At 45.2% G+C, this 22,301-nt stretch carries 16 protein-coding genes and 1 pseudogene; 1 reads left to right on the top strand and 16 read right to left on the bottom strand.

Annotated features, from left to right (window positions below):
• Window positions 1–856, bottom strand: an 856-nt coding sequence (locus VK080_RS09130) for an MFS transporter (RefSeq protein WP_324224457.1), incomplete at its 3' end; no start/stop codon positions are given.
• A gap of 75 nt (window positions 857–931) precedes the next feature.
• On the bottom strand, window positions 932–1,429 hold the full coding sequence (locus VK080_RS09125; RefSeq protein WP_324224456.1) for a DUF1648 domain-containing protein: 498 nt from the start codon (window positions 1,427–1,429) through the stop codon (window positions 932–934).
• 640 nt (window positions 1,430–2,069) lie between these two features.
• On the opposite strand from VK080_RS09125, the gene VK080_RS09120 reads away from it, so the two are divergent.
• Entirely contained in the window at window positions 2,070–3,719 is a 1,650-nt protein-coding gene (locus tag VK080_RS09120) for a DASS family sodium-coupled anion symporter (protein ID WP_324224455.1), read from the top strand.
• 62 nt (window positions 3,720–3,781) lie between these two features.
• Here VK080_RS09120 and VK080_RS09115 read toward each other — a convergent pair whose 3' ends face one another.
• From VK080_RS09115 to VK080_RS09050, 14 genes and pseudogenes are all read right to left on the bottom strand, one after another.
• On the bottom strand, window positions 3,782–4,981 hold the full coding sequence (locus VK080_RS09115) for an MFS transporter (protein ID WP_324224454.1): 1,200 nt from the start codon (window positions 4,979–4,981) through the stop codon (window positions 3,782–3,784).
• A gap of 21 nt (window positions 4,982–5,002) precedes the next feature.
• Entirely contained in the window at window positions 5,003–6,199 is a 1,197-nt protein-coding gene (locus VK080_RS09110; protein ID WP_324224453.1) for an MFS transporter, read from the bottom strand.
• Window positions 6,200–6,442: 243 nt separating this feature from the next.
• Complete coding sequence (locus tag VK080_RS09105; protein ID WP_324224452.1) at window positions 6,443–8,152, bottom strand: methyl-accepting chemotaxis protein; 1,710 nt, start codon at window positions 8,150–8,152, stop codon at window positions 6,443–6,445.
• Window positions 8,153–8,501: 349 nt separating this feature from the next.
• Window positions 8,502–8,945, bottom strand: coding sequence for a sigma factor (locus tag VK080_RS09100; protein ID WP_324224451.1), 444 nt, complete (start codon window positions 8,943–8,945; stop codon window positions 8,502–8,504).
• Window positions 8,946–9,384: 439 nt separating this feature from the next.
• Complete coding sequence (locus VK080_RS09095) at window positions 9,385–9,474, bottom strand: putative holin-like toxin (RefSeq protein ID WP_324224450.1); 90 nt, start codon at window positions 9,472–9,474, stop codon at window positions 9,385–9,387.
• A 375-nt stretch (window positions 9,475–9,849) separates the two neighbouring features.
• Window positions 9,850–10,629 carry an enoyl-ACP reductase FabI gene (gene fabI, locus VK080_RS09090; protein ID WP_324224449.1) on the bottom strand — a complete coding sequence of 260 codons (780 nt, stop codon included), beginning with the start codon at window positions 10,627–10,629 and terminating at the stop codon, window positions 9,850–9,852.
• A gap of 209 nt (window positions 10,630–10,838) precedes the next feature.
• Window positions 10,839–11,144, bottom strand: a pseudogene (locus tag VK080_RS09085) (RNA-guided endonuclease InsQ/TnpB family protein); the annotation flags it as partial.
• A gap of 15 nt (window positions 11,145–11,159) precedes the next feature.
• On the bottom strand, window positions 11,160–11,408 hold the full coding sequence (locus VK080_RS09080) for a transposase (protein ID WP_324224448.1): 249 nt from the start codon (window positions 11,406–11,408) through the stop codon (window positions 11,160–11,162).
• 31 nt (window positions 11,409–11,439) lie between these two features.
• Window positions 11,440–11,808, bottom strand: a complete 369-nt coding sequence (locus tag VK080_RS09075; RefSeq protein ID WP_324224447.1) for a hypothetical protein — start codon at window positions 11,806–11,808, stop codon at window positions 11,440–11,442.
• An 80-nt stretch (window positions 11,809–11,888) separates the two neighbouring features.
• Window positions 11,889–13,934, bottom strand: a complete 2,046-nt coding sequence (fliD, locus tag VK080_RS09070; RefSeq protein WP_324224446.1) for a flagellar filament capping protein FliD — start codon at window positions 13,932–13,934, stop codon at window positions 11,889–11,891.
• A 149-nt stretch (window positions 13,935–14,083) separates the two neighbouring features.
• The gene (locus tag VK080_RS09065) at window positions 14,084–15,352 is read right to left on the bottom strand and encodes a TIGR02679 family protein (protein WP_324224445.1); all 1,269 of its coding nucleotides are present in this window, start codon (window positions 15,350–15,352) and stop codon (window positions 14,084–14,086) included.
• Between the two features lie 12 nt (window positions 15,353–15,364).
• A complete protein-coding gene (locus tag VK080_RS09060) occupies window positions 15,365–19,507 on the bottom strand; it encodes a TIGR02680 family protein (protein WP_324224444.1) in 4,143 nt (1,380 codons plus the stop codon).
• The gene (locus VK080_RS09055) at window positions 19,491–20,663 is read right to left on the bottom strand and encodes a TIGR02678 family protein (RefSeq protein ID WP_324224443.1); all 1,173 of its coding nucleotides are present in this window, start codon (window positions 20,661–20,663) and stop codon (window positions 19,491–19,493) included. The genes VK080_RS09060 and VK080_RS09055 overlap by 17 nt, the downstream gene beginning before the upstream one ends.
• Window positions 20,664–22,160, bottom strand: coding sequence for a TIGR02677 family protein (locus VK080_RS09050; protein ID WP_324224442.1), 1,497 nt, complete (start codon window positions 22,158–22,160; stop codon window positions 20,664–20,666).
• Window positions 22,161–22,301: the final 141 nt, after the last annotated feature.

Raw genomic sequence — 22,301 nt, 5'->3', positions numbered from 1 at the left:
CAAGAAAGATCGTCGTGCCAACGTAGATTTGCGTTTTTTCGGAAGGGATCCGGTTTGTGGCCCATTTGATCAGCGGCTGGCCAACGACAATCAGAAACCCGTTCATCGCCCATAGCAAACTGTATTGATCGAGCGGAATCCCGATATCCTGGGTATGGGAAGCGATGGTCGACTGCCACTGACTGTAGGCAATCCAAGTGATCATCAGACCGCTGCACAATATAATCAATGCAATAAATGCGGATTTATCTTTGATTTCCTGCGTTTGCTCAATGACCGATGTATGCATGCGGTTATCCCGTACCGTATCCATTTGCCGGTAAGTTGTCAGGGCAAAAACGAAGAACAGGCCAAACATGGTCGCATTCGCGATAAAAACGTAGTCAAATGAAAAATCGGCGATGTAGCCTGCCAGGGCAGCACCGAGCGCCACCCCAACATTCCGGGACACATAAACCGCGTTAAACGCCCGCCGGCCGCCTTCAGGCCAAACCGATCCGGCCATGGCGAACATGACCGGCCACGTCATACCAGCACTGAAACCTATCACCACAAGCAAAATCGAATAAGGCACAATGCTGTGATTAAAAGCCAGGGTGACAGCTGAAACAAATGCAGTTCCCGTTCCGATCAGGACAGTCTTATAGGCACTGAATTTATCAAACAGCATACCACCGACCAGATTGCCGACAATTGATGCGCCCTGATTTAACGCCAAAATGAACCCGGCAAAAGCAAGTGTCCTGCCGAGTTCATTATGCATATAAATGGTATTCAAAGGCCATAAAAATGAGGCTCCCGTCACATTAATGGCCGTTCCAATCACCAATAACCAAACATATTTCGGCAAATCCATCAACCCACTTCTCAAACATCATCCAGATAATTGTAATATATTTCGTGAAGACTACGCAATCAAACGAATCGCGGGTTACTGGCGGCGCCGCATAGGCGGGATAAAAAGTGCGATCGTACCAAGTGGGACGATAAACACAGCCAAAATAAACCACACGCCCAATGTTGCGTTTCCCTCAGCCGCATTGATCACGTCCCATGTCAGATACGAAAAGATCGCTACCATTTCAAAGTTGAACACTGCCATCATGGTACGGGCAATCGGGTAAATCCGTGGCGCATTTTCTTCCGTTATGTTGACCGGCAAGTTGTATATGTGTGGTACTTTGTTTAAAAAATAGAGTGCGATGAACATCAGGAGCGAAATGACCGGAAGCAAAAAGATGGTGCCTTTGCCGCTCCAATTATCAGCTTCACCTTGTGCATTAAAATGAATCGGAATGGTATCCGGCAAACTTGCATATTTCAGGATGACATATGTAAATGTCGCGGTAAGCAGCACGAGTGATGCAGCATGAAAGATTTTTTCCATCCTGGTTGCAGGAACATGCACTTTTGGCTGGGTAAGGTTCATGACGTCAACCCCTTAAAGACTTTCACGGCCTGCAGCAGTTTGGCAGCTTTTTACCAGCTGCAAGCATTTGGGAGCCTTTCCCACGTTAACTGGTCGGATTCTTGATGTCGCTTTTAACCAACTGCTGGCATTTGGGAGGCCGGCATATGGGTAAACCGGCTGGGCCATCGAAATAATAGAACCTGTGAACATCGTTTTGTTGTATAGATATATTCCGACTTATTGGATACTTCAGCAGAGAACCTTACACTTTTACATTAAGGCTATTATATGGTATTTCGTGATGCTAAGCAATTATTCCAACATCATTTCCGCATTATATAAATAATAGCATATCCAGTAAAATTTGCCTGCTGCAGAATTTTTCATTTATAATGGATTTCGATCGTTGTTATCGATTTCATTTTTTGAACTATTATTTCTAATTGTAAAATCTCTGTTAATGACGTGTGGAATTTAATTGAAAAGTTGATTGAAGTGGAAGACGCGATACTTCATGACGAGCAAGGAAGTCCAGACCCTGGAGGCAGCGAAGAATGAGTAGACAGGGAAGCGTGCACAAGCCAGTAGAATGTAAGCGTTCGAAACTATCAATCAACCATACAGATTAATAGAGCTATTACAAAAAAGGAGGAACTGTATGCTTACTGCGGCATGGAACTGGTTATGGGACAAACATGACCAGGCAAAAGAACTACTGCGTTTTTTCGTGCGGCCGAACGATGCAAAACTCGGTTCGGACAGTACGAATCCCAACAGCACAAAAGAAACGAATGGCGGGAACAATAACCGTTCCTACACACCCGCACAATGGATCGGATTAATCTCAGGACCTGTTCTTTTTATCCTGACCTTATTATTTTTCCAGCCAGAAGGACTTTCGGATGCCGGACAGGCTGTACTTGCGAGCACGCTGTGGATTGCTGTCTGGTGGATGACCGAGGCCATCCCGATACCGGCCACATCGCTCTTGCCAATCATTCTTTTTCCGCTGACAGGTGGATTGGACATCGGACCAACGACATCATCATATGGCGATGATACCATCTTTCTGTTCATGGGCGGTTTCATGATTGCTCTGGCTATGGAAAAATGGAATCTTCACAGGCGGATAGCTTTGAATATTATTTCGGTTATTGGTACCAATACAGAGCGAATTATTCTCGGATTCATGGTGGCAACCGGGTTTTTGTCAATGTGGATTTCCAATACGGCCACGGCGATGATGATGGTGCCAATCGGACTTGCGATTATTTATCAGGTTTCCGACCAGTTGAAAGATGATAACACGATTGATACATCCAAGGAAAACTTCGGATTCGGAAAAGCACTCATGTTGGCCATTGCCTATTCCGCTTCGGTCGGGGGCATCTCGACCCTGATCGGCACACCGCCAAACACCGCACTGGCGGGGGTGGTAAGCAATATGTACGGAATAGAGATTTCATTCGCCGGCTGGATGCTGTTTGGGGTACCGGTTGCCTGGCTGTTTATATTCGTTATATGGTTTTATCTGGTGAAAGTCGCCTATCCGCAAAAAATCAATCAGCTTCCCGGTGGACGGGAGATTATTCAGGAGCAAAAAAACGAGCTTGGCAAAGCATCCTTCGAAGAAAAAGCTGTGCTGACTGTATTTGCGTTTGCCGCACTGGCATGGATTACCCGCTCATTTATCTTAACTGAATTTGTGAATGCAAATATTAATGATGCGATCATCGCCATGACAGCGGCCATTATCCTGTTTATCATTCCGGCCAAAAATAAAGCAGGTGATCATTTGCTGGACTGGAATTCAGCTGTCAAACTCCCGTGGGGCATCCTGCTCCTGTTCGGCGGCGGTCTGGCCATCGCAAGCGGGTTCACGGAATCAGGGCTGTCCGAATGGATTGGCAACCAGCTTACCGTACTGGAAGGTATCCATCTCTTCATCGTGCTGCTCGTTGTAACCGGCATGGTCATTTTCCTGACAGAAATCACGTCGAACACTGCAACAGCCAATATGATGTATCCAATTATGGCATCACTTGCCGTTGCACTCGGTGTCCATCCATTCACGGTAATGGTTGCAGCAGGTGTCGCCGCATCCAGTGCATTCATGCTCCCTGTGGCAACACCGCCAAACGCCGTTGTGTTCGGTTCAGGCTATTTGCGGATTCCGGACATGGCCAAAGCAGGTTTTGCCTTGAACCTTTTCGGGATATTATTAGTTGCCCTGGCCATTTATTTCTGGCTCCCTGTGGCATGGGGAATCGATCTGACAGAGATTCCGGGCATGATGAAAAATAATTGATACTAAAAACAGGAAATCGCCATTTTTGAGCGATTTCCTGTTTTTAATGTGCCCGACTAATGTCAGGAAGCCTGTTTTTTCTGTCTGCCTTGCATCAAACGGATCAACACGACATAGAAAGCAGGGATACATGCCAGCACGATGATGAGTCCCATCCAGCCCCAGCTGGTCCATAAAGGCCCGAGCGCGGAACTTCCGAGGGCAACGCCTATATAATAGGAAACCAGATACAAGCTGGAAGCACTTCCCTTATGATGTGTGACTTCCTCGCTGACTGATGACGCTGTTAATGAATGGGCCGTAAAAAAACCAAGGCACGCGACACAAAGCCCCACGACAATCATCCATAAAGCAGAACCAAGTGTGATCAGAAAACCTGCCGCCATAACAAATACACCGATGAGCCGGATGGTTCTCAAGCGAAAACGCCCTGCCAGCCAGCCCGCAACAGGTGACCCGATGACACCCAATCCATAAGCAAAAAACATGTATGATATGGCTTCCAGTGACAGCGAAAACGGTGGTGCTTTAAGGTAAAACGGCAAATACGTCCAAATGCCGGTAAATGATAATTGCAAAACAATCCCAAGACCAAAGATCAGCAGTAATGCCGGATTTTTCAAATGAAAGACAAACGCCTTCAGATCACTTGAAAACGGCAATGGGCTCGGTGTGAAAAAACGGGATTGCGGCAGCATGAACATAACCGCTGCCAAAACGACCAAACCAATCACCGCAAGCACGTAAAAAGCAATCTCCCATGAAAAATGGTCGGTGATATAGCCGGTCATCACGCGTCCAACCATGCCGCCAAGTGCGTTACTTGATATGTACAGCGCTGTTGCCACATGCACACTGCGCCTATCAATCTCTTCATTCAAATAGGCTAATGCAGCCGCCGGAAGGCCCGCAAGCGCGAACCCTTGCGCAAGCCGCAAAACAAGCAGCAGCAGAAACGAGTCCGAAAAAGGTATGATTAGAAACGGAATCGAGGCACCTGCAAGTGATAGTTTAATAAAAATCGTACGCCCGCTGCGATCGGACCAAAACCCAAGCACAATCAGCCCGGCAATCAGGCCAATGATTGTCATCGACAGTGCCAGCCCTGAAGCAGAAACCGACACGCCGAATTCTTTTACAAAAAGCGGGAAAAGCGGCTGTACGGCATACATCCCCGCAAAAACAAAAAATGATGCCAATGCCAGGCTGAGCGTAATCCGCCAAAAATATAAATTTTTAATCGTATAGGCTTCATGCTGCATCTATGTCACATCCAATTAAAATCAATCCAACACATACCGATCGCGCCCGGCACCCATGCCAAACGTCATCACTAAAATGGCAACACCCATCAATGTCATGAGCGGTATCGACCATTCGTGGGTCACATCATACAAGTAGCCGATAAACATCGGCCCAACTGCTGCCAGCGTATATCCAAGCGACTGTGCCATTCCGGATAATGCCGCAGCATCCCGGGCATTGCGTGCGCGCATTCCCAAAAAAGTCAGTGCAAGCGCAAACACACCACTTAATGTAATTCCAATGAGAATCGTACTAATCACCATAACGGTATACGATTCACCAATCAGCAATCCGCCATAACCGACAAATGCACACAGAAACATGACAAACACAATACTGCGCTGCGAACGCAGCCGGTCGGCCAAAACTGGAACAATAAAGCTGGCAGGCAGCCCGACAAATTGGGCAAATGACAGCATCCATCCCGCCGTTGTCATCGAGACGCCGTAATCATGTAAAATTTCCGGCAGCCATGAAATCGTCACATAAAACAAAAATGACTGCAATCCCATAAAACAAGCAACCTGCCAGGCAAGTGGTGATTTCCACATCTGATTATCTCCCGTGCTCACATATCTAATGTCAGACTCATCATCCGATTCATCTTTTCGGGACAGATACATCCAAACGATTATTCCCAGAACAGCCGGGATTGCCCAAACAAGCAATGCCAGTTGCCACCCCATATCAAGGCCTTGAGCAAACGGAATGCTCAGCCCTGAAGCTGACGCTGCCAAAACCCCCATGGCCGTCGAGTACACACTCGTCATTAAGCCGACCTTTGCCGGAAATTTTTCTTTAATCACACCGGGCAAAAGCACGTTGCAAATCGCAATTCCCAGCCCGACAAATAACGTTCCGATAAACAAAAGGACGATCACTGAAATGGAACGGACAGAAATCCCAATAAATAGCAGAATAAGGCCTAATAACAATATCCGTTCATTCGAATACCGGTTGCCCAGTTTTGGAGCTGCTGGTGACATGAGCGCAAAAGCGATCAGCGGCAAACTGGTCAGTAACCCTGCACTCCAGTTTGACAGCCCGATATCATCTCGGATAATACCGATCAGCGGACCGACAGATGTAATCGCCGGACGCAGATTGAATGCCACAATGACAATCCCTGCGACCAGCAGAAATCGATATAGTTTTTTCGAATCCTCGTTGACCATTGTCTGAAAATCCTTTCTGACACTTGAAATATTGAAAAGCATGACGAATCGACAAATCCGATAGTTTTGTCCCGCGGAAAGCTTCTGAAAGTCTATAGTCCAATATAGCATATCAGATCAATCTAGCACATCAGATCAATCAAAGAAAAAAGAAGATCCCCTGCCGAATAATAGAGATCTCCTTTTTTGTGATCACTTCTTTCAATTGATCCTAAACAAATGCTTCAAATTACATCTTGTGCCCTATAGCTTAAATCGGCTGACCAGCCCGTTTAACTCCTCTGCTAATATGGAAAGATTTTCTGCACTTGCTGCAACACCTTCCATCGAACTGCTCGTTTGCTGTGAAGACGCTGACGCTTGTTGAACGCCGGCAGCAGATTCCTCTGACACCGCTGCAATTTCCTGAATCGAACTGTTTATTTGCTGACTGCCGGCTGCCATATCAGCCAAATGATCGGATACCGACTGAATGGTTCCGGCCATTTCAGTCACAAACAAATTAATCCCTTCAAACGTTTCTTCCGTTGTTTTAATTTGCTGTGTACCATGTTCCACTTCATGATAGCTGCTTTTCAGGGATTCGGTTACATGACTTGACTCTTCCTGGACATTCGCAACAATTCCCGTTATATCTGATACCGAGTCAGATACCTGTTCAGCCAGTTTCCGTACTTCATCGGCAACTACTGCAAACCCTTTTCCATGTTCCCCCGCTCTGGCTGCTTCAATGGCAGCATTTAGTGCCAGCAGGTTGGTTTGATCAGCAATATCTTTAATGACATTTACAAGTGTGGAAATTTCCTGCGATTGTTCATCCAGATGCTCCATTTTTTGCACGGCATCTTTAACGATCTGATCTATCTTTGCCATCTGCTCGGAAGAAGTTTCCATTAATTGACTGCCTTCTTCAGTCATGGAAGAAACCTCGCTGGAAGCGTTTCGGATTTGTTCGCCCTTTTCATTGGCTTCCTGAACTTTTGTCGTAAAACGGCTCATCGCCACTGACATCTCATTTGCATGGTTAGCTTGTGTTTCGGAGCCTGATGCCAGTTCTTCGATGGTGGCAGAAATTTGTTCGGAACCTGTCTTCACGTCATTTGCAGAATGGGTTAAATCGTCACTCTGCCCGCTTACGGTTTCTGATACATTCGATACTTGCTGGATGATATTTCGGAGATTCTTGCTCATCTGATTAACTGAAGAAGCCAGCTTTCCAATTTCATCATCACCTTTGTAATCGATGGGTTTTACCGTTAGATCCCCATCAGCAATACGTGAACTGACCATCACCACTTTATGCAAGTTGCGCGAAACCCGTCGGCTTGCCCAGTATGCCAAGAGACCGCCAATAATAATTGATGTCAGAATCAACGCCACCTGAACGATATATGTAAGCTGCTGATTGTCGATGACATTGGCAACCGAAGCATCACGTTCTTCGTTGACAATCGTCCGTAAATCTTCCAGCAAATCAATTGTTTTTGTACGCATGTTATCCGCCTGGGTGACGTAATCCCCTGCAGTCATCGGCTTATCATTATCAATGGCAGTAATGATATACTCATGGAACATTTCATCCATCCGTTCATCATTAGCCACAACCTTTTCAAACAGATCCTGCTGTTCCGGTGTGTTCATCAGGGGCTCCATCTCGGATTTTAGAGTATCGAGGGTTTCTCGCTGCTGGTCATATTCTTCAATGATCTCCGAGTCAGGTTCCTGCAGATAATTAGCAATCCGGATACCTTTTGAACGGATTAAAGATCCCATTTCCGTCAGTGCAATTGCCCGGTCCCCTTCCTCTGCCAGGACATCGACATCATCACCGATATCATCAATCAGCTTTGAAACCACTGCTGTTGAAACGCCGATCATAACAAAAATCAAGATTAGTATAAAACCATACTTCCAACCGATTTTAACACTTCGGAATTTAAACTTTCGAAACATGTTCTTCCCCCTTTAAATAAATTAACTTCTGATTTGTTCATACAGCCCTGTATGTCATCAATTATCTTTCTGTTACAACCCTCGGGTATTTTTTAAGCTGCTATGGGAAAGATTGACTAAGGTCTACGCCTATGTATTAATCGGTGTCACGGGAAAGGACTGCAAAAGCCGTTCACTTGGTATATCGGTCAAATATGCTTATTCTTTTAGCGTTTCATCACGATATTTCAGGACAAAAGTACTAAAAAGGCACCCGACAACTGCTTCAACAGTAACGAGTGCCCATTTGTGTATGGTCTATTGCCCGGGAAATACTCAGTTGCATTTTATCTTAGTGTTTCCCCGTTTTTCACAGCCTTTCCACACTTCCTGTTCTGCGCTCTTGTACAGGTGGGTTCGCTGAAATGATGTGAAAATGAAGCCATTTCCATTGGTTAACCGTTAATTTCGTCTGGATCTTGCTCCAATGATATGAATGATTGACAGCCAAACGGTTTCCCGTACCTGAGTGCATTAAATTGGACAACATTTGACTCTGTTGAAAACGGTATTTATTTTGCCAGAAATAATTTGTCATTCTAAATGTCATTTTACTGTTCACCCATGCTGAAAAATCGCCTTTTGTTGAATCAAATGATTTATACGCTTCCCATAATCCATATACGCCTTCTTGAAAATATTCAGCGTAGTAATTCGAAAGTCCTAGTTTTTCAACAAAATAAAAAAGCTCTTTTTCATACAGTTGCACTATGTTTAAAAATGAACTCCTTTTCCATTCATCATTACACAACATTTCTCCCCCCTTTTTATTTCATGTTCTCTTCTATTATACACACTGGTCAATAAGTGACTGCCCTTGACTGATTTTGTCGAACTTTGAAAATTCAACCAATTTTAATTAAGAACGATGTCGATTCGTGTAATATCAAGTCAATGTTTGGTGGAAAATAGACTATTTTTTGATGCTTTTTATTTTTATAATAATTTTTGAACTTTTTGTGAACTTTTTTCTTCATAACATTATGATGTTGTTTTACATATTGCTTATATACACCATTAAACCTTATTCTTTTCGCTTTTCAGAATCACCACTTCTAGGTATAATGTAGGAAGAGATTTGCATATATTAATAAGACCACAGCATGCACTGTGGTCGGGTAAGCTGTTCCCGCAGCGGGACGGCTTTTCATGAATAGACCTCTCTTTTGTTCCGTCTCAGGATTCCGAGGGGTCTATTTTCTGTTGATCAAGTCCACGATTAGCGCGAGCAATCCTATCAACATGGTACCGAAACCAATCAGTACCATGAATACTTCAAACATACTCAGAAGCCTCACCCCCTTTGACGGCAGGGATGCTTCAGCCGTTTATCCGCCCGGGAGAACAGCTCTTGTTTGGTAGTATAGCACAATTAATACTAAAAATACGAACGAATGTTTGTATTTTACTTTCTGGTACAAATCTTTGCTGAGCCTTTAGTAGCATTTTTGTTCATTGCCTTTTTGAAGCTGCATTTAATAGCGGATAGACAAAGAAGTGAGATGTATGCTTGTATCGTATAATATGCAGAACGGTTTAGTGGCTTGTAATTCATTTAGGGGATAAAAGGTTCAAAAGCGCAAGTGTCCTTATTCGTGACTTTAAGACATAAAAAAACGAGCACTCCCTGTAGGAATGCCCGCCTATAATGACAAGGGTCAAGCACCTGTCACAATATGAAATCCGGAGTCAACGTGCAGCACTTCACCAGTGACACCGCGTGCCAAGTCACTCAGTAAAAACAGTGTCGCATCCCCGACCTGATCCTGATCGACCTGCCGGCGAAGCGGTGCTTTTTCCTCCACGACCGACATTTTTTCGTTGAAGCCCGAGACGCCCTTGGCCGATAATGTACGGATAGGCCCGGCTGAGACAGCATTGACACGGATGCCATCTTTACCGACATCTTCAGCAAGATAACGCACGCTTGCTTCCAGTGCCGCCTTGGCAACCCCCATCACATTATAGTTTGGGACAACGCGTTCGGATCCAAGGTATGTTTGAGTGACGATACCGCCGCCTTCTGTCATGTACTTGCGCGCCTCACGGGTTACGGCAGCAAGTGAGTAGGAACTGATATTTTGCGCCATCAGATAACCTTCACGGGATGTATCTACATAATCACCTTTCAGTTCATCAGTATTCGCAAATGCAACCGAATGGACCAAGCCGTGAATGGTGCCAGCATTGTCGCCGATTTCCCGAAATGCATTGATGATGCTGTCATCGTCCTCCACATCACAGGAAACAACCAACTGAGGTTCGATATCATTTTTGTCCAAAAGCTTCTCCAATTTCTGCTTGGAACGCTCCTGACGGTAGGTGAAAATAAGATTCGCACCGGCATTATGAAGCGATTTCGTAATGCCCCAGGCAATACTACGATTATTTGCCACACCCATCACAACGATATTTTTATCTTTTAACAATGAATTCATATATGTACCTCCGATTTAATGGTTGATATGTATAATGTAGCATAATTAGGACCAGGTGGTGAACCTCTCCACCTAAATCAAAGATTTTGATGGAGCTTCCCTATTCATAGACAATCGCTTTGTTCTATTGAACTGAGTCTTACATCATCTCCAAGGGCTTTGTTTATACTGATCGGACAGGACCTTGCCCTACAGTTGGAACAATTTATTTATGCGGTTGGACACAGACCCAAAAGAGCCAGTCCAACTTTTTCAATATTGATGGCGGCATTATGGTCGCGGTCTAAAATGGTGCCGCATGACTTGCATACATGAGTTCTGACAGACAGAGATTTTTTCACACGCGCCTCACAGCCGGAACAATCCTGACTGGTATAATGCGGTTTAATTCTTACAAGTTCTCCACCGTTGTTGTTACATTTGTATGCGAGCATATTACAAAAAGCACCCCACCCGGCGTCATGAATCGCCTTTGCCAAATGACGATTTTTCATCATATTTTGGATCATCAGGTCTTCTACAAAAACAAATTAAGTTTTTGAAAGACGGTAGCTTAATTTATGGAGAAAGTCACGGCGCTGATTAGCAATTTTTACGTGCAACTGCTGCACTTTTTGACGTTGTTTTTTCCAATTATTTGAGCCTTGCTTCATGCTGGAAAGTTTCTTTTGCGCTCGTTTCAATTTCTTTTCTTCTTTCAAGAGGAACTTTGGATTTCCGACTGTCGTCCCATCGGATAAGACGGCAAATTTTTGAATACCAACTGTTAATACTGCCAATTGATTTTCATAATTTTATGCTACTATTTTCTCAAGAAACAACATACGGTGTAAATTTGCTATCCAATACCTCTTTCCAACTGTTAAAAGCCGGCAGTAATGTGAACTGCAGTAATTCCCGGACATCATCATATTTTGCTGTCTCATATGCTTCGACAGCCTTATCCAGCGCATTTCTGACTTTCTCCGTTAAAGACTTCATTTTTTCTGTCAATAATGCTTCCGGCAAGTTAAGCACAGATTTTTCAATCGTCGAGAATGCCTGGACAATATCGCTGAATAAAGAAATGCTCGCTTCAAATTTCCCTTGTTTCAGCAATGTTTGTGTATGCTGCAGGCCTTCGTCGACAGTTTCCAGTAGGTCTGAAACCTGTTTCATGACATCGATATATTTTTCCATTTTAAACCCTCGTTTTGTGTGTATATCAAGTTATCAAGCCCCATTCACTAAGACGAATGAGGCTTTACTATTATTTAAGGTCAACCAAAATTTTGCATGAGGAAATTAGACTGTGAATTCATTTGCTGGATCGCTTTCTCCATCTGGGTGAACTGACGCCAATAACGGTTTTCTATTTGGACTAAGCGGTCTTCAAATGCACTGATACGTTCATTCATATTATCCAGACGCTCGCCCATTGTGTACTGGTTTTCTGCCATCAACGAGTTACCTGCTTTTTCCGTTATCTGATCCATCACTTGGTTAACAGAATCCGTCATGCGCTGCAGAATTCCTTTTTCATTGTAGGAAGATCCTTCACTCGTGAATAGCTCTTCAACAGCTTCCGGGTTATCCTGAATGGCAGACTTTAATTCCGCTTCGTTAATCTCCAGTTTTCCACCTTCAAGATAATTGGACGTTGTGTTGATACCTATACTGGCAAGCTGATCATACCCGGACGGTATTCCGCTGTTTTCAACCTGTGTATAAAAGTCACGCCGCATATCATTTAGCGCACCCGATAAAATGGGATCACGACGCAGCATGCCACTCTTTGCTTTTTCTTCCCATAATTCCTGCTGTCTTTCAGTCATGGCTTCCCGCTGTTTATCCGTAAGTGGTCGATAATCCCGGTGCCGCTCTTCCTGCAGCCTGTCCTGTATTTTTCCAATCAGCTCATTATACTTTTCGACAAACCCTTTGATGTTTTCAAAAACCGCTTCCGTGTCATTGGTGATATTCACCCTTACATTTTCACCGCTGAATTCTTGTTTCAGATTAAACGTTACGCCGGAAACTTCAAATGAGTTGGAAGTTCTTTCTGTCGTCAAGCCGTTTAGAGTGAATTTTGCATTTTGTCCGCCGGTTTCTTCCGTCGTATCACTAAAATTTAGTTGGTTTATTGCAAAGTCACCTGACGTTTTAATTTCATCTCCACTATCGTTAAAATTACCTGTTTCCGTCCGTGTTAACGATATCTGACCTGTCATCTCGTCATAAAACATGCTGACACCATTGTCTGCCCGATTGACTTCACTGACCATGGAATCAAATGATTGGCTGGCTTTAATGTTGAAAATTTCATCTTTGAATCCTTCTTCGGTATGCGCACCTATCCCGAAGTTGATATAGTCATAGTTGTACTTAACCTTAACTTCCGTATCAGCAGCTATAGCGTGCTCATCGTTCATCGTTATGATGCCTTTATCATAGTTAATGGTTCCGACCTCAACTCCGTCATTAATGACCTTTCCCGAGTCATTTATCGTATAGTTATCGTCATCACCTATCGTTAATGAGACACTTCCTTTACTTATCTGTTCATTCGAAAGCTTAATCGTCGTTCCTTCTTCAGGTGTCGTCATCGTATCTACTTGATAATCTGTAACGTATTTAACTTCTATGTCCGAGCCCTTGGACAAATTGTCTTTAAACGTTAATTCACCTGTGCCGATATCGACCAATACTTCATTTTCAGCCAAATCATAATCATCTATCGTTTTACCCGGATCCTTTTTCACTGCCGTATAATACTCATTACCGACCCGAACCGACATATTATCTAAAGCAGTTATGTTCGTACCTGCTTGCAAATTAAGCGAAAACTGATTGTTGTCCGATTTTACTGAGATGGATTCTGACTTGACACTGCCCTGCTTCCAATCAAAAGAGCTGTAAACAAATTTCGATTCCAGTTCCTTAAGACTTTTGCTCGTATCAATAGAAGATGGGTCATTGGTATCAAAAATACTATTATTATTCACCTTCGTCGCAGCACTTGCAAGCTGACTAACCTCCGATATGTTGTAAGACGACTGACTTGCCGCACTGGTAGCACTTGCCGTAACAAGATCACTATTCGTTGAAGAAGTTGTCCGTGCCCGGAATGTAGTCGACATCTTCATATCCGTCAGCTGTGAGCGGAACTCCATTAAATTTTTATTCACTTCGCGGTACGCATCACGCTGCCACGTCAGCCACGTACGATCCTGTTCCATATTCTGCAGCGGCATCCGCTCCGCCTTCATCAGGTCATTAACCATCTTATCAATATCCATACCTGATGCCAGACCGCCAATTCGCATATTGTTCACCTCTGGAGTTAATTGTTATATTAATATCGTCATGGATTTTGCCGTTTCCTATTATATCGGGTGGGGGCGGGTGAATGTTTAGGGATGGGTGTATACTTATTGATAATCTTATCACAAAGGCTTTGATTTATTTTTCAAATTCACCATTTTATATCTTCCACCATCTGTTCCACCAGCGCTTCCTGATAGCCAGCCTTGCCTTTTTCATACATTACCTCAGCCACTTCCGCCAGCGCCTCATGCTCAATCCGATTCAACTTCTCCAACCGCTCCTCGGACAGTTTTATCACCGGATTGCTTGCGACGTATGCTTCCCGATCCATATGCCATAATTTGACACATCCTGTTGGGTACCGCTCCAGCAGCCGTTGCGCCATGCCCAAACCTTCCGGGTCGAAATCACCTGCATAGTGCAAGACACATCCCGACTCCACAAGCCTGTCCAGCAGCATCAATGCAGCCAGCGTGAACTGGCCATTGGTACAGACAATTGGGACACCCGGCCGATAATCCAGCAATGTCGCACAAACACCGGAGTTCTCCACAATCCAGACATCTGATCCGCTAGCTGGATAAATATTCGTCAAAACAACAAGCTCCCGAATCGGTACAATCTGTACGGTATTTTCACGAACCGCGGCTTTCCACACAGGATGCATGCCATCTTCTGTCTCAGCATAAAGCCCTGCACAGGTGACATAATTCAGCAGATCATCACGATAGATGTTATAATGCTGCAGCAACTCATTAATAGCCTCCGTGTTTGAAGGAACAGCCTGACCGGCTTCGACAGCCAATACGTTCAGCCACAATTTCCCCTGGTCTGTCTGCAAGTCAAACGCATGCGGATCACCTGTCACGCGCTGGCTGAACATCGGCAGCCGCTCCGGTGACGCTGGCAGTCGACTCCAAGCATCACGCAGCCGGCCAGCCATCTCCGCAAAACAGTCCGGCTCCCGTTCGATTAGCGTCCAAATCCAGCGAACCTCACCGGCGTTTTCCAGCAAAAAATCAAACCAAAATGCCAACCGACCATACCGCTCCTTAAGATCTTCCACAAACCTGCGCAAATTCGCTTCTTTCTCCTGCTTCCGCTGTTTGTTGGAAATAATCTCTTCACCAAAAAACGCATCAAGCAATTGCTTCAAGCCAATATCACTGAAGCGGGTGTTTTCCAGTTGTCGTTCAAACCCCTCAATAGAAATGGATCCTTTTGCGGCCATTTTCGACCCAGGTATCCCAAAAAAGCTGCCAATTACCTCCAGTTCGTCTTCGGTAAACAGTCTGGTTGGAACGGTTCCGCCGATTCTCCCCAGTGATTCATATTTCTTTTTAAACTCCCTGAACAATTTCTTATAGGCCGTTTCACTATTAAAAAATGAAACGGCATCTTGTAATTCCTTATCCATAACGTACTCCTTTTACGACTCAGTCGCCGCAATTTCATCTTCCGCATCAACAACCAGGTGCCGTGTATTTCCGTCCCAATGGTAGCGGATGACGGTAACAAAGCCCTCGTTTTTCGGGCGGACAAGTTCACAGATGGCGAGTGACGAAATCGTATCATAGTCACCCCAGAGCACCTGCGAGTTCATGATGTAATCGAATCCGAGCTCCTCGACAATCTCGAACATTTCCCTGATGTTGTTCTCATCAACCCCGGCAAACGCCTCATCCAATGAAATGATATATGGCGCCGTATCGTCCGCTTCCAAATATCTCGAGTAACATGCCGTGAACAGCGGAATGTACATGGCCATAGCCTTTTCGCCACCGCTGAACTTATAAAACGCATGATTCGTCAGTTCGCGTTTCGGTTCGCCCTCACGCTGGTATGATAAAACAAACGAAAACCAGTTCCGGTAATCAAGCACATCTTTCAGCACTTGCAGCAAGGTGTTGCCTTCACCTTTCACTTCGACAAGCTCTTTTGCCCGTTCAATTTTGGAACGGAAATGCTCGATCACCTGATTGATATCTTCTTCTTTTAATAAACGTGCATCACGCCGCAGCAAATCGACAAGTTCTTTCGTATCCATCTCGGCTTCCGTTTCCGCTGTGCGCGGCTTCCATTTGATGGAAAAAGACAAGCCTGACGAGGAATCGCTGCCCGTCATCAGTTTATTCATTTTTTCAGTCCAGTCCTGTGCCCTGGCAATACGGCTGCGCAGTTTTTTACCGACCGAATCAAACAGAATTTCTTCATATAATTGACGATCCTGATCATCAAGCATAGATTGCTGCTGTGCCCGGTCATTTTCAACTTTTTCCTTAACGAAGTACGGACTCACGCGCTTACCCTGAAAATCAAGCTCGATCTTCCGCCGCTTTGTTTTCTGCTGCAAGTTCATGATTTGAATGTGCTGCTCATCGGTCCAGTCCTTATGCATCCAGTCATGATCTGCTGCAGGTATTTCCGTATCGGTCATCCGATATTCCATCAGATTGGACTGCTGTTCAAAATAAGCGCTCGTCAGCTGGCTTTCAATCGCGGACGGATCTTTTTCCTTCAAAAATGTTTTATACTGTTTGGCGATTGTTTGTGCCAGTTCATCCGTTCCCCCGGACTCTTCCGGCATGTCGACAAAGCCGAGGCTGACCTCCTGCTGAAAAGATTTTTTCCATGCTTCAATCATGTTTTCCAAAAACTCAAGTTTCTGCTGGATTGTCGTCATTTCATCAGCCAGCACATTTTTATTAGCTTCTTTTTGCGGTAAATCCGTTTTAATCTGATCAAGCGCCTGATTGGTTGCGGTGATATCCGCCTGAACTTCTTGAATTTGTTTGCGGATATCGGCCACACCATGGGATTCCAGCTGCTTTTCGATTTCAGCGATGTTCTGTTGTTTCTGTGATTGTCTGTCCGCCAGTACGTTTAATTCCCCTTGCATTTCATCGACTTCCGCAGCCAATTCCTCGAGCCGTTCTGTTGCCTGCTGTAAATGCTGGGCTGTATGGCGGTATGTGGTATGCTCATTTATCAGTCCATGCAAGCCTTTCTCATACGTGCGCATGATCTGTTTCGCTTCCTGGTATGCTTCAAGGGAAAATTCAAGATTGAAATCCCGTGTTGCCGTGTCCAGCTTACTTTTGATTTCCCGATACGTCTGATTCATGCCGGTCATTTGCTCATCCAGTTCATGCAGCCTTTTTTCATATTGTTTGATGTCGAACCGCTTCTCTTTTATATGGGAAAAGCTTTCCGACAGGTCCTCATCATTCGGGAAATGAGCAAGCGCTTCTTTAGCCCGCTTGATGTCAATCCGTAATGCCTCAATAGCCTGTTCTGCCGTTTGTTTTTCAGCCTCAAGCGTTTCGATTTCAGCCAATAATTGATCAATTTGTTCCTGCCTGTACCGTTTGCGGGCATTCCGGCCGATGAACCGCACCTGCTCAACCGGTACGGCATGCCCATGCATCAGGCCAATCCGGTATGTGCCATCACCGTTGATGGCGGCACTGTCAGCATCATCATCAACCAGGATACTCCTGAGCACCTCATCGACTTTCACCGGACTTAAAGCTGAATCATCATCCAAATCAGGCTGCAAATAATCAGCAAGCGTGTGCGCCATCATGTGCGGGCTGGCTTCCAAAATCCGGTCATGCTGAATCGGTACCGCTTCATTCGTGATCAACGCATCCAAAAGACCTGTATCAATCAGTGCTGCTTCCATCTGCCTGCGCACATCGTCCGGAACATGCGCCTGAAATTCGACCGCTTCATAAAACGGCACAAAAGTATGTCCCGCTTCCGCCAGCTTTTCACGTGCTTCACGTGTCACTTCCTGCTGGTTCGGCGGCTCGGGATCACGCTTTGCTTTTAATTCATCCAACGCCAGTTCTTTTGCCCGAACATCTTCATTAAGCGACGTAATCCGGCTGTCTTTTAACGCAATCTGTTTATTGATTTCCAGCTGATAATCGTTTGCCGCTTCGACAAAAGGACTCCGGATCGTTTCATAGCTGACAGGCTCATATAAGCGGTACATATCACGAGCTGTCTGCTTTAGTACGTCATCACTGATCGGCAAAAACGCATGCTGCTCTGCCCACGTATGAATTTCCGACAGTTTATCCTGCTTGTCCTTTTCAAAAATCCCCAGCCAGTCCTGTTCTTCCTGTTTCAGCGTATCCATAGCCATTCTGGTGGAGGCGATGTCACCGTCGAGTTCGGATATCTTTTGCTTCATTTGTTCATATTCGCGCAGCTGGTCTGTAATGGACTCGATCGCTTGATAATGTTGTTCCGCTTCCTTTTTCCAGATGGCAAAATCATGATCCGTGTCTTTATGGCGCTGAAAATCATCTTTATTAATGCTGTGCTGCATAAAGGAAGCATCGTCTGCATCATGATCAAGATAATCAAGCCTGTCAGCCAGCTCACGGTCCAGTTCGTCAAGTTCGGCATCAAGCTGCTGTTGTTTTTCTTTGGTGGATAGCTCTTGCTGTTTCTTCTCTGTCAGGGTTTTATCTTTTTTGCCATAATCTTTCTGAAGATCACTTAATGCCTCCAGTTCATCGGTCCGTTCTTTTTCCAGATTCCATACTTCATGGCTTTGCAGGCGGGTACGTTTCTGCTCCAGCACGCTATGTGTTTGATCGAGCTCCCGCTTCCGCGCTTCAAGCGCATTGATGTCGTTTACTAGTTCTCGTTCCTTTTCCTGCTTGTCGGAAAATACCTTCTTTTCCTTGTTATACCGCTTTTTGGCTTCCACATAGTTGTAAGCTTTGTCAGCTAATTTGTATTGATTATACCCATCATACCGCTTCAGCAATTTATCCAGTGCCGTCTGTTCCCGTTCCAGCTGCTCAATCTGTTGTTTCGTCTGGTCCATATGCTCGATCGTATCGGACAAATGGCGCAAATCATCATCGGTCAGCGGCGGCAGGGATGCTTCCAGAATTTCATAGATGGCAGTCGGGCGGAATTCCTTGGATAATTTCGGACTGCGCAGCTGAATCAATAGTTTGATAAGATCGTCATAGGCTTCCAAGTCGTCAAATCCAAAAATATGCTTGTTGACGAGTTTCATATATTCGCCCTGTGTCCGAACGACCTGCCCGCCTGTCCCGATCCGGTTTTCCAGCTGTACACGTGACAGTGGAATCCGCTGTTTCTCACCACCATTATGTTCCATTTCATAAAGGGCAAAATCTTTTCCGATACGGCGGTTATCGGTCATGACAAATCCCCAGAAATTCATATTCTTATGCCGGCGCGCCTGCAGCCCGATGCCGGTTGTGATGTATTGATTGGTATCCTCACGCTTATATTCAAGGAATAAATAGCCGGTCCGTTCATCCCGGTCAACGACGTCTTTTTCCCCTAACAGATAGTCTTCCATTTTCCGCGCCCGTGACCCGAATGGATCGAGCCGGTCGGGTGATTTTTTTCCATCCAATAAAACCGGCAGTATGCTTTGCATTGTCACGGATTTCCCCGAGCCGTTCGAGCCGCGAAGCAATAGTTTTCCATCCGCAAAGTCAAAAATTTCGTCATCATAATACCAGAAGTTCAACAGCCCTGCCCGATTCATTTTCCATTTATGATTTTTGTTCATGTGCCTCATCCTCACTGTCCAAAAAGTCTTTCGGATAATGTCCTGTCGCCCGTCCGAATAACGGTTTGATCACATACGCATGTGTGACCGGTTCGATTTCGAGCATCTCCCAATCAAACAATAAATCGACCAGCTCGTTTGTGATCGTCGAAATGGATGCTTCGCGATAGTGTTTGCTCCAACCCTTTCCGTAAATCTCTCGGACATTGGCGACGATTTCTTCAAGTGCAATCCTTGAAATCCGGATCGTACCAAGTTCATCCGGCTGATAGGAATCCTGTCTTCTCAGGAAACTTGCAATATGCAGCGCCACATCCATAATCGCTTTTTGATCGGGAAAAAGCGTTAATTCCTGTTTCTTTTCCTCGGCCACAAGCAGCGCGGCACTTTTGAAGACTTCAAGCCTGAATTGACTGTGTGCTTCAATGTCCTCACGAAGCCGGTTCCGGAAGTTGCGGATATAGGCAAAATCAGCATCATCTTCACCTTCACGGTGCACCACTGGCGAAAGAAACAGTTTACGGTAAACCCGCTTACGTCGTTCATCTGCTTCGTGCCGCTCCCATTCACTCGCCAAAATAGCTTCCGCCGTATCATATTCGAATAAATCTTTCGGATAAGAACGCATGAAATAACGTGCGTAAACGGTCGTTTCATACAACACTTCCTGTTCCTGATTCATGGTAAAATGGTCAATTTCACCTTCGACCGACTTAAGGATTGATAGTTTTTCCAGCACCTTAATCACCCGGACGAGCGAGCGGCGATGGTTATAGTTCGTCCAGTCAAGTGGAAATTCGCCCGGATACAAATCTTTTATCTCCTCACAAATATCGGACAGCAAAAACTGTTCATCGACCGAACGATTTTCGGTGAATGCCAGCGCACAGCAAAACATGGCATAGTCACGCGGCTCCTGAAAATCCTGAATCCCCATCCAGCTTTTCGCCTCAACCGGTATTTTCTCCAGTTTAATAAAATGCTGATGGACGATCAGCTCAAACCCCAGCTTATCGTCCACATACCGTTTCAGCACTTTTTCACGTTCACGGATCATTTGATATAATTCCGGTTCATGCAGCCGGAGCACCCAAAATTTTTCCAACAGCAAGCCCAGTGCTTTTTCAGCTTTTTCATCAAATTGATTCGTTTCCATTTATACGTTCACCTCATCCAAAAACCGGAATGTCACGGCAGGCATCTCGATGTCGCCGTCTTCCGCATGCAGCACCACACGCTCGTCCTGGTGCATGATGATTTTCACTTGCCGGCCGTATTCCGTTTTAAACGTCCTGTCTTTGCTCGCCATTGCTTTACCGACCCAGCTTAACAGCATCTTCCGTACATACGGTTCCACTATCTGCAATTCTTTCAGCCGGATTTCATTCCCGCTCATGTATTTTTCCAGCGTCTCCTGTTCCAGCTGTTTGTTCCGCAAATGCTCAGCACGTGCTGCTTCCTTCCGCTCTGTCTGACTAATGATCGCACCTGGACGGGTTTTTTCACGGTAATTTCGGATACGCGGCTTCGTTTCGTGTTCCATCGGGGCTTCATCCCAAATATCGGTATAAATATCGTCGGTCGGGACGTGATCACTGAATAAGTGCCGTGTATGAAACACGCCGAACACAACAGCGGACAGTTCATGTGCTTGTTTGACATCATCGAACGAATCAAACCATTTTGCCAGATGCAGGTAATCTTTTTTACGGCTGCGAAAATAGTGATGGCGTTCACCGAGTCGCTGCACAATCCGTGTGATGCGGCGGATTTGCTCATTTGTCCGTGTCTGCAGCATGTCCAAATTGCTCTCCCCATGTGCATTGCCAAGAAACCATTCACATAAACTGCGCCACTTTTCCTCCTGGTCTTTGATGAGTTCCTGTTCATCCAGTCCAACATCCTCAAAACGCGGAACATGTTGCTGGTGGATCACAACATTTTTGATCAGTGGGGTCAGCTGTGGAATACTGATTGTCTCCAGAAGCTGCTGAATTTTCAGGGCCGTCTGCTGAAGCCCAATAATGAAATCGCGCAAATAAGTGGTGAATTGATCTTTATAGGCGAGAAATGCTTCTGTCTGCATGCGCTCCTCAGCTTCTTCGCTGTTAATGTGGGCCATGTAATCCGACGTGTTTTGGTTAATGGAACGGAAATAGGCGAAAATATCGTTCCAAAGCTGTGAGCATTCGTCAGGTGGTGGAACGTCTTCTTTTTTAATAATTTCCTCCACTTTTAAGAGTTCCTGGTAGAGTCGTTCAAATTCCTTTCGTTCAAGCGAGCCGCCAAATACATCGCCGCCTTTTTCCATCTGCTGCAGCATCCGTTCAAACTCGATTGTATACGGTGTGCATTGATAGCGGTAGCGTTTTTTCTTGAACTCTTCAATCGTGCTTGCCCGGCTCACTTCCTGCCGTGCAACCAGATTGTTCCATTTTTCCAGCTGGTCAAGATCCTGGTGCAGCTGGTCTTCCGTATAGTCCTGAAAACCGTCCAAATCCTTCAGATGCGCAAAAATTTCTTCCGGAAAAAGAAATTCCCGCATGCGCTCATGCTGCACATAAAAATAGCGCAAAATCGCCCGATAGCTCCACGCTTTATCGGCTGTTAAATAGCTGGCCTCCTGCACTTTTTTGAAGACCTGCGTTTGCATTGTCATCACCCGCATTTTTCGACTTTCTTCTATTGTACGTCTGCAGCTTGGCAATGTCTATGGAAAAAGCAGTGGATTCATATGTCACCATTCAAGACTCTTCTCATACAAATGAAACAATTCGATTTGACTAGATGCTGT

The sequence above is a fragment of the Lentibacillus sp. genome (assembly GCF_035301925.1).
Classification (GTDB): domain Bacteria; phylum Bacillota; class Bacilli; order Bacillales; family Amphibacillaceae; genus Lentibacillus.
The sequence above is the reverse complement of the archived record's forward strand: the minus strand, read 5'-3'. Positions and strand labels throughout refer to the sequence as shown.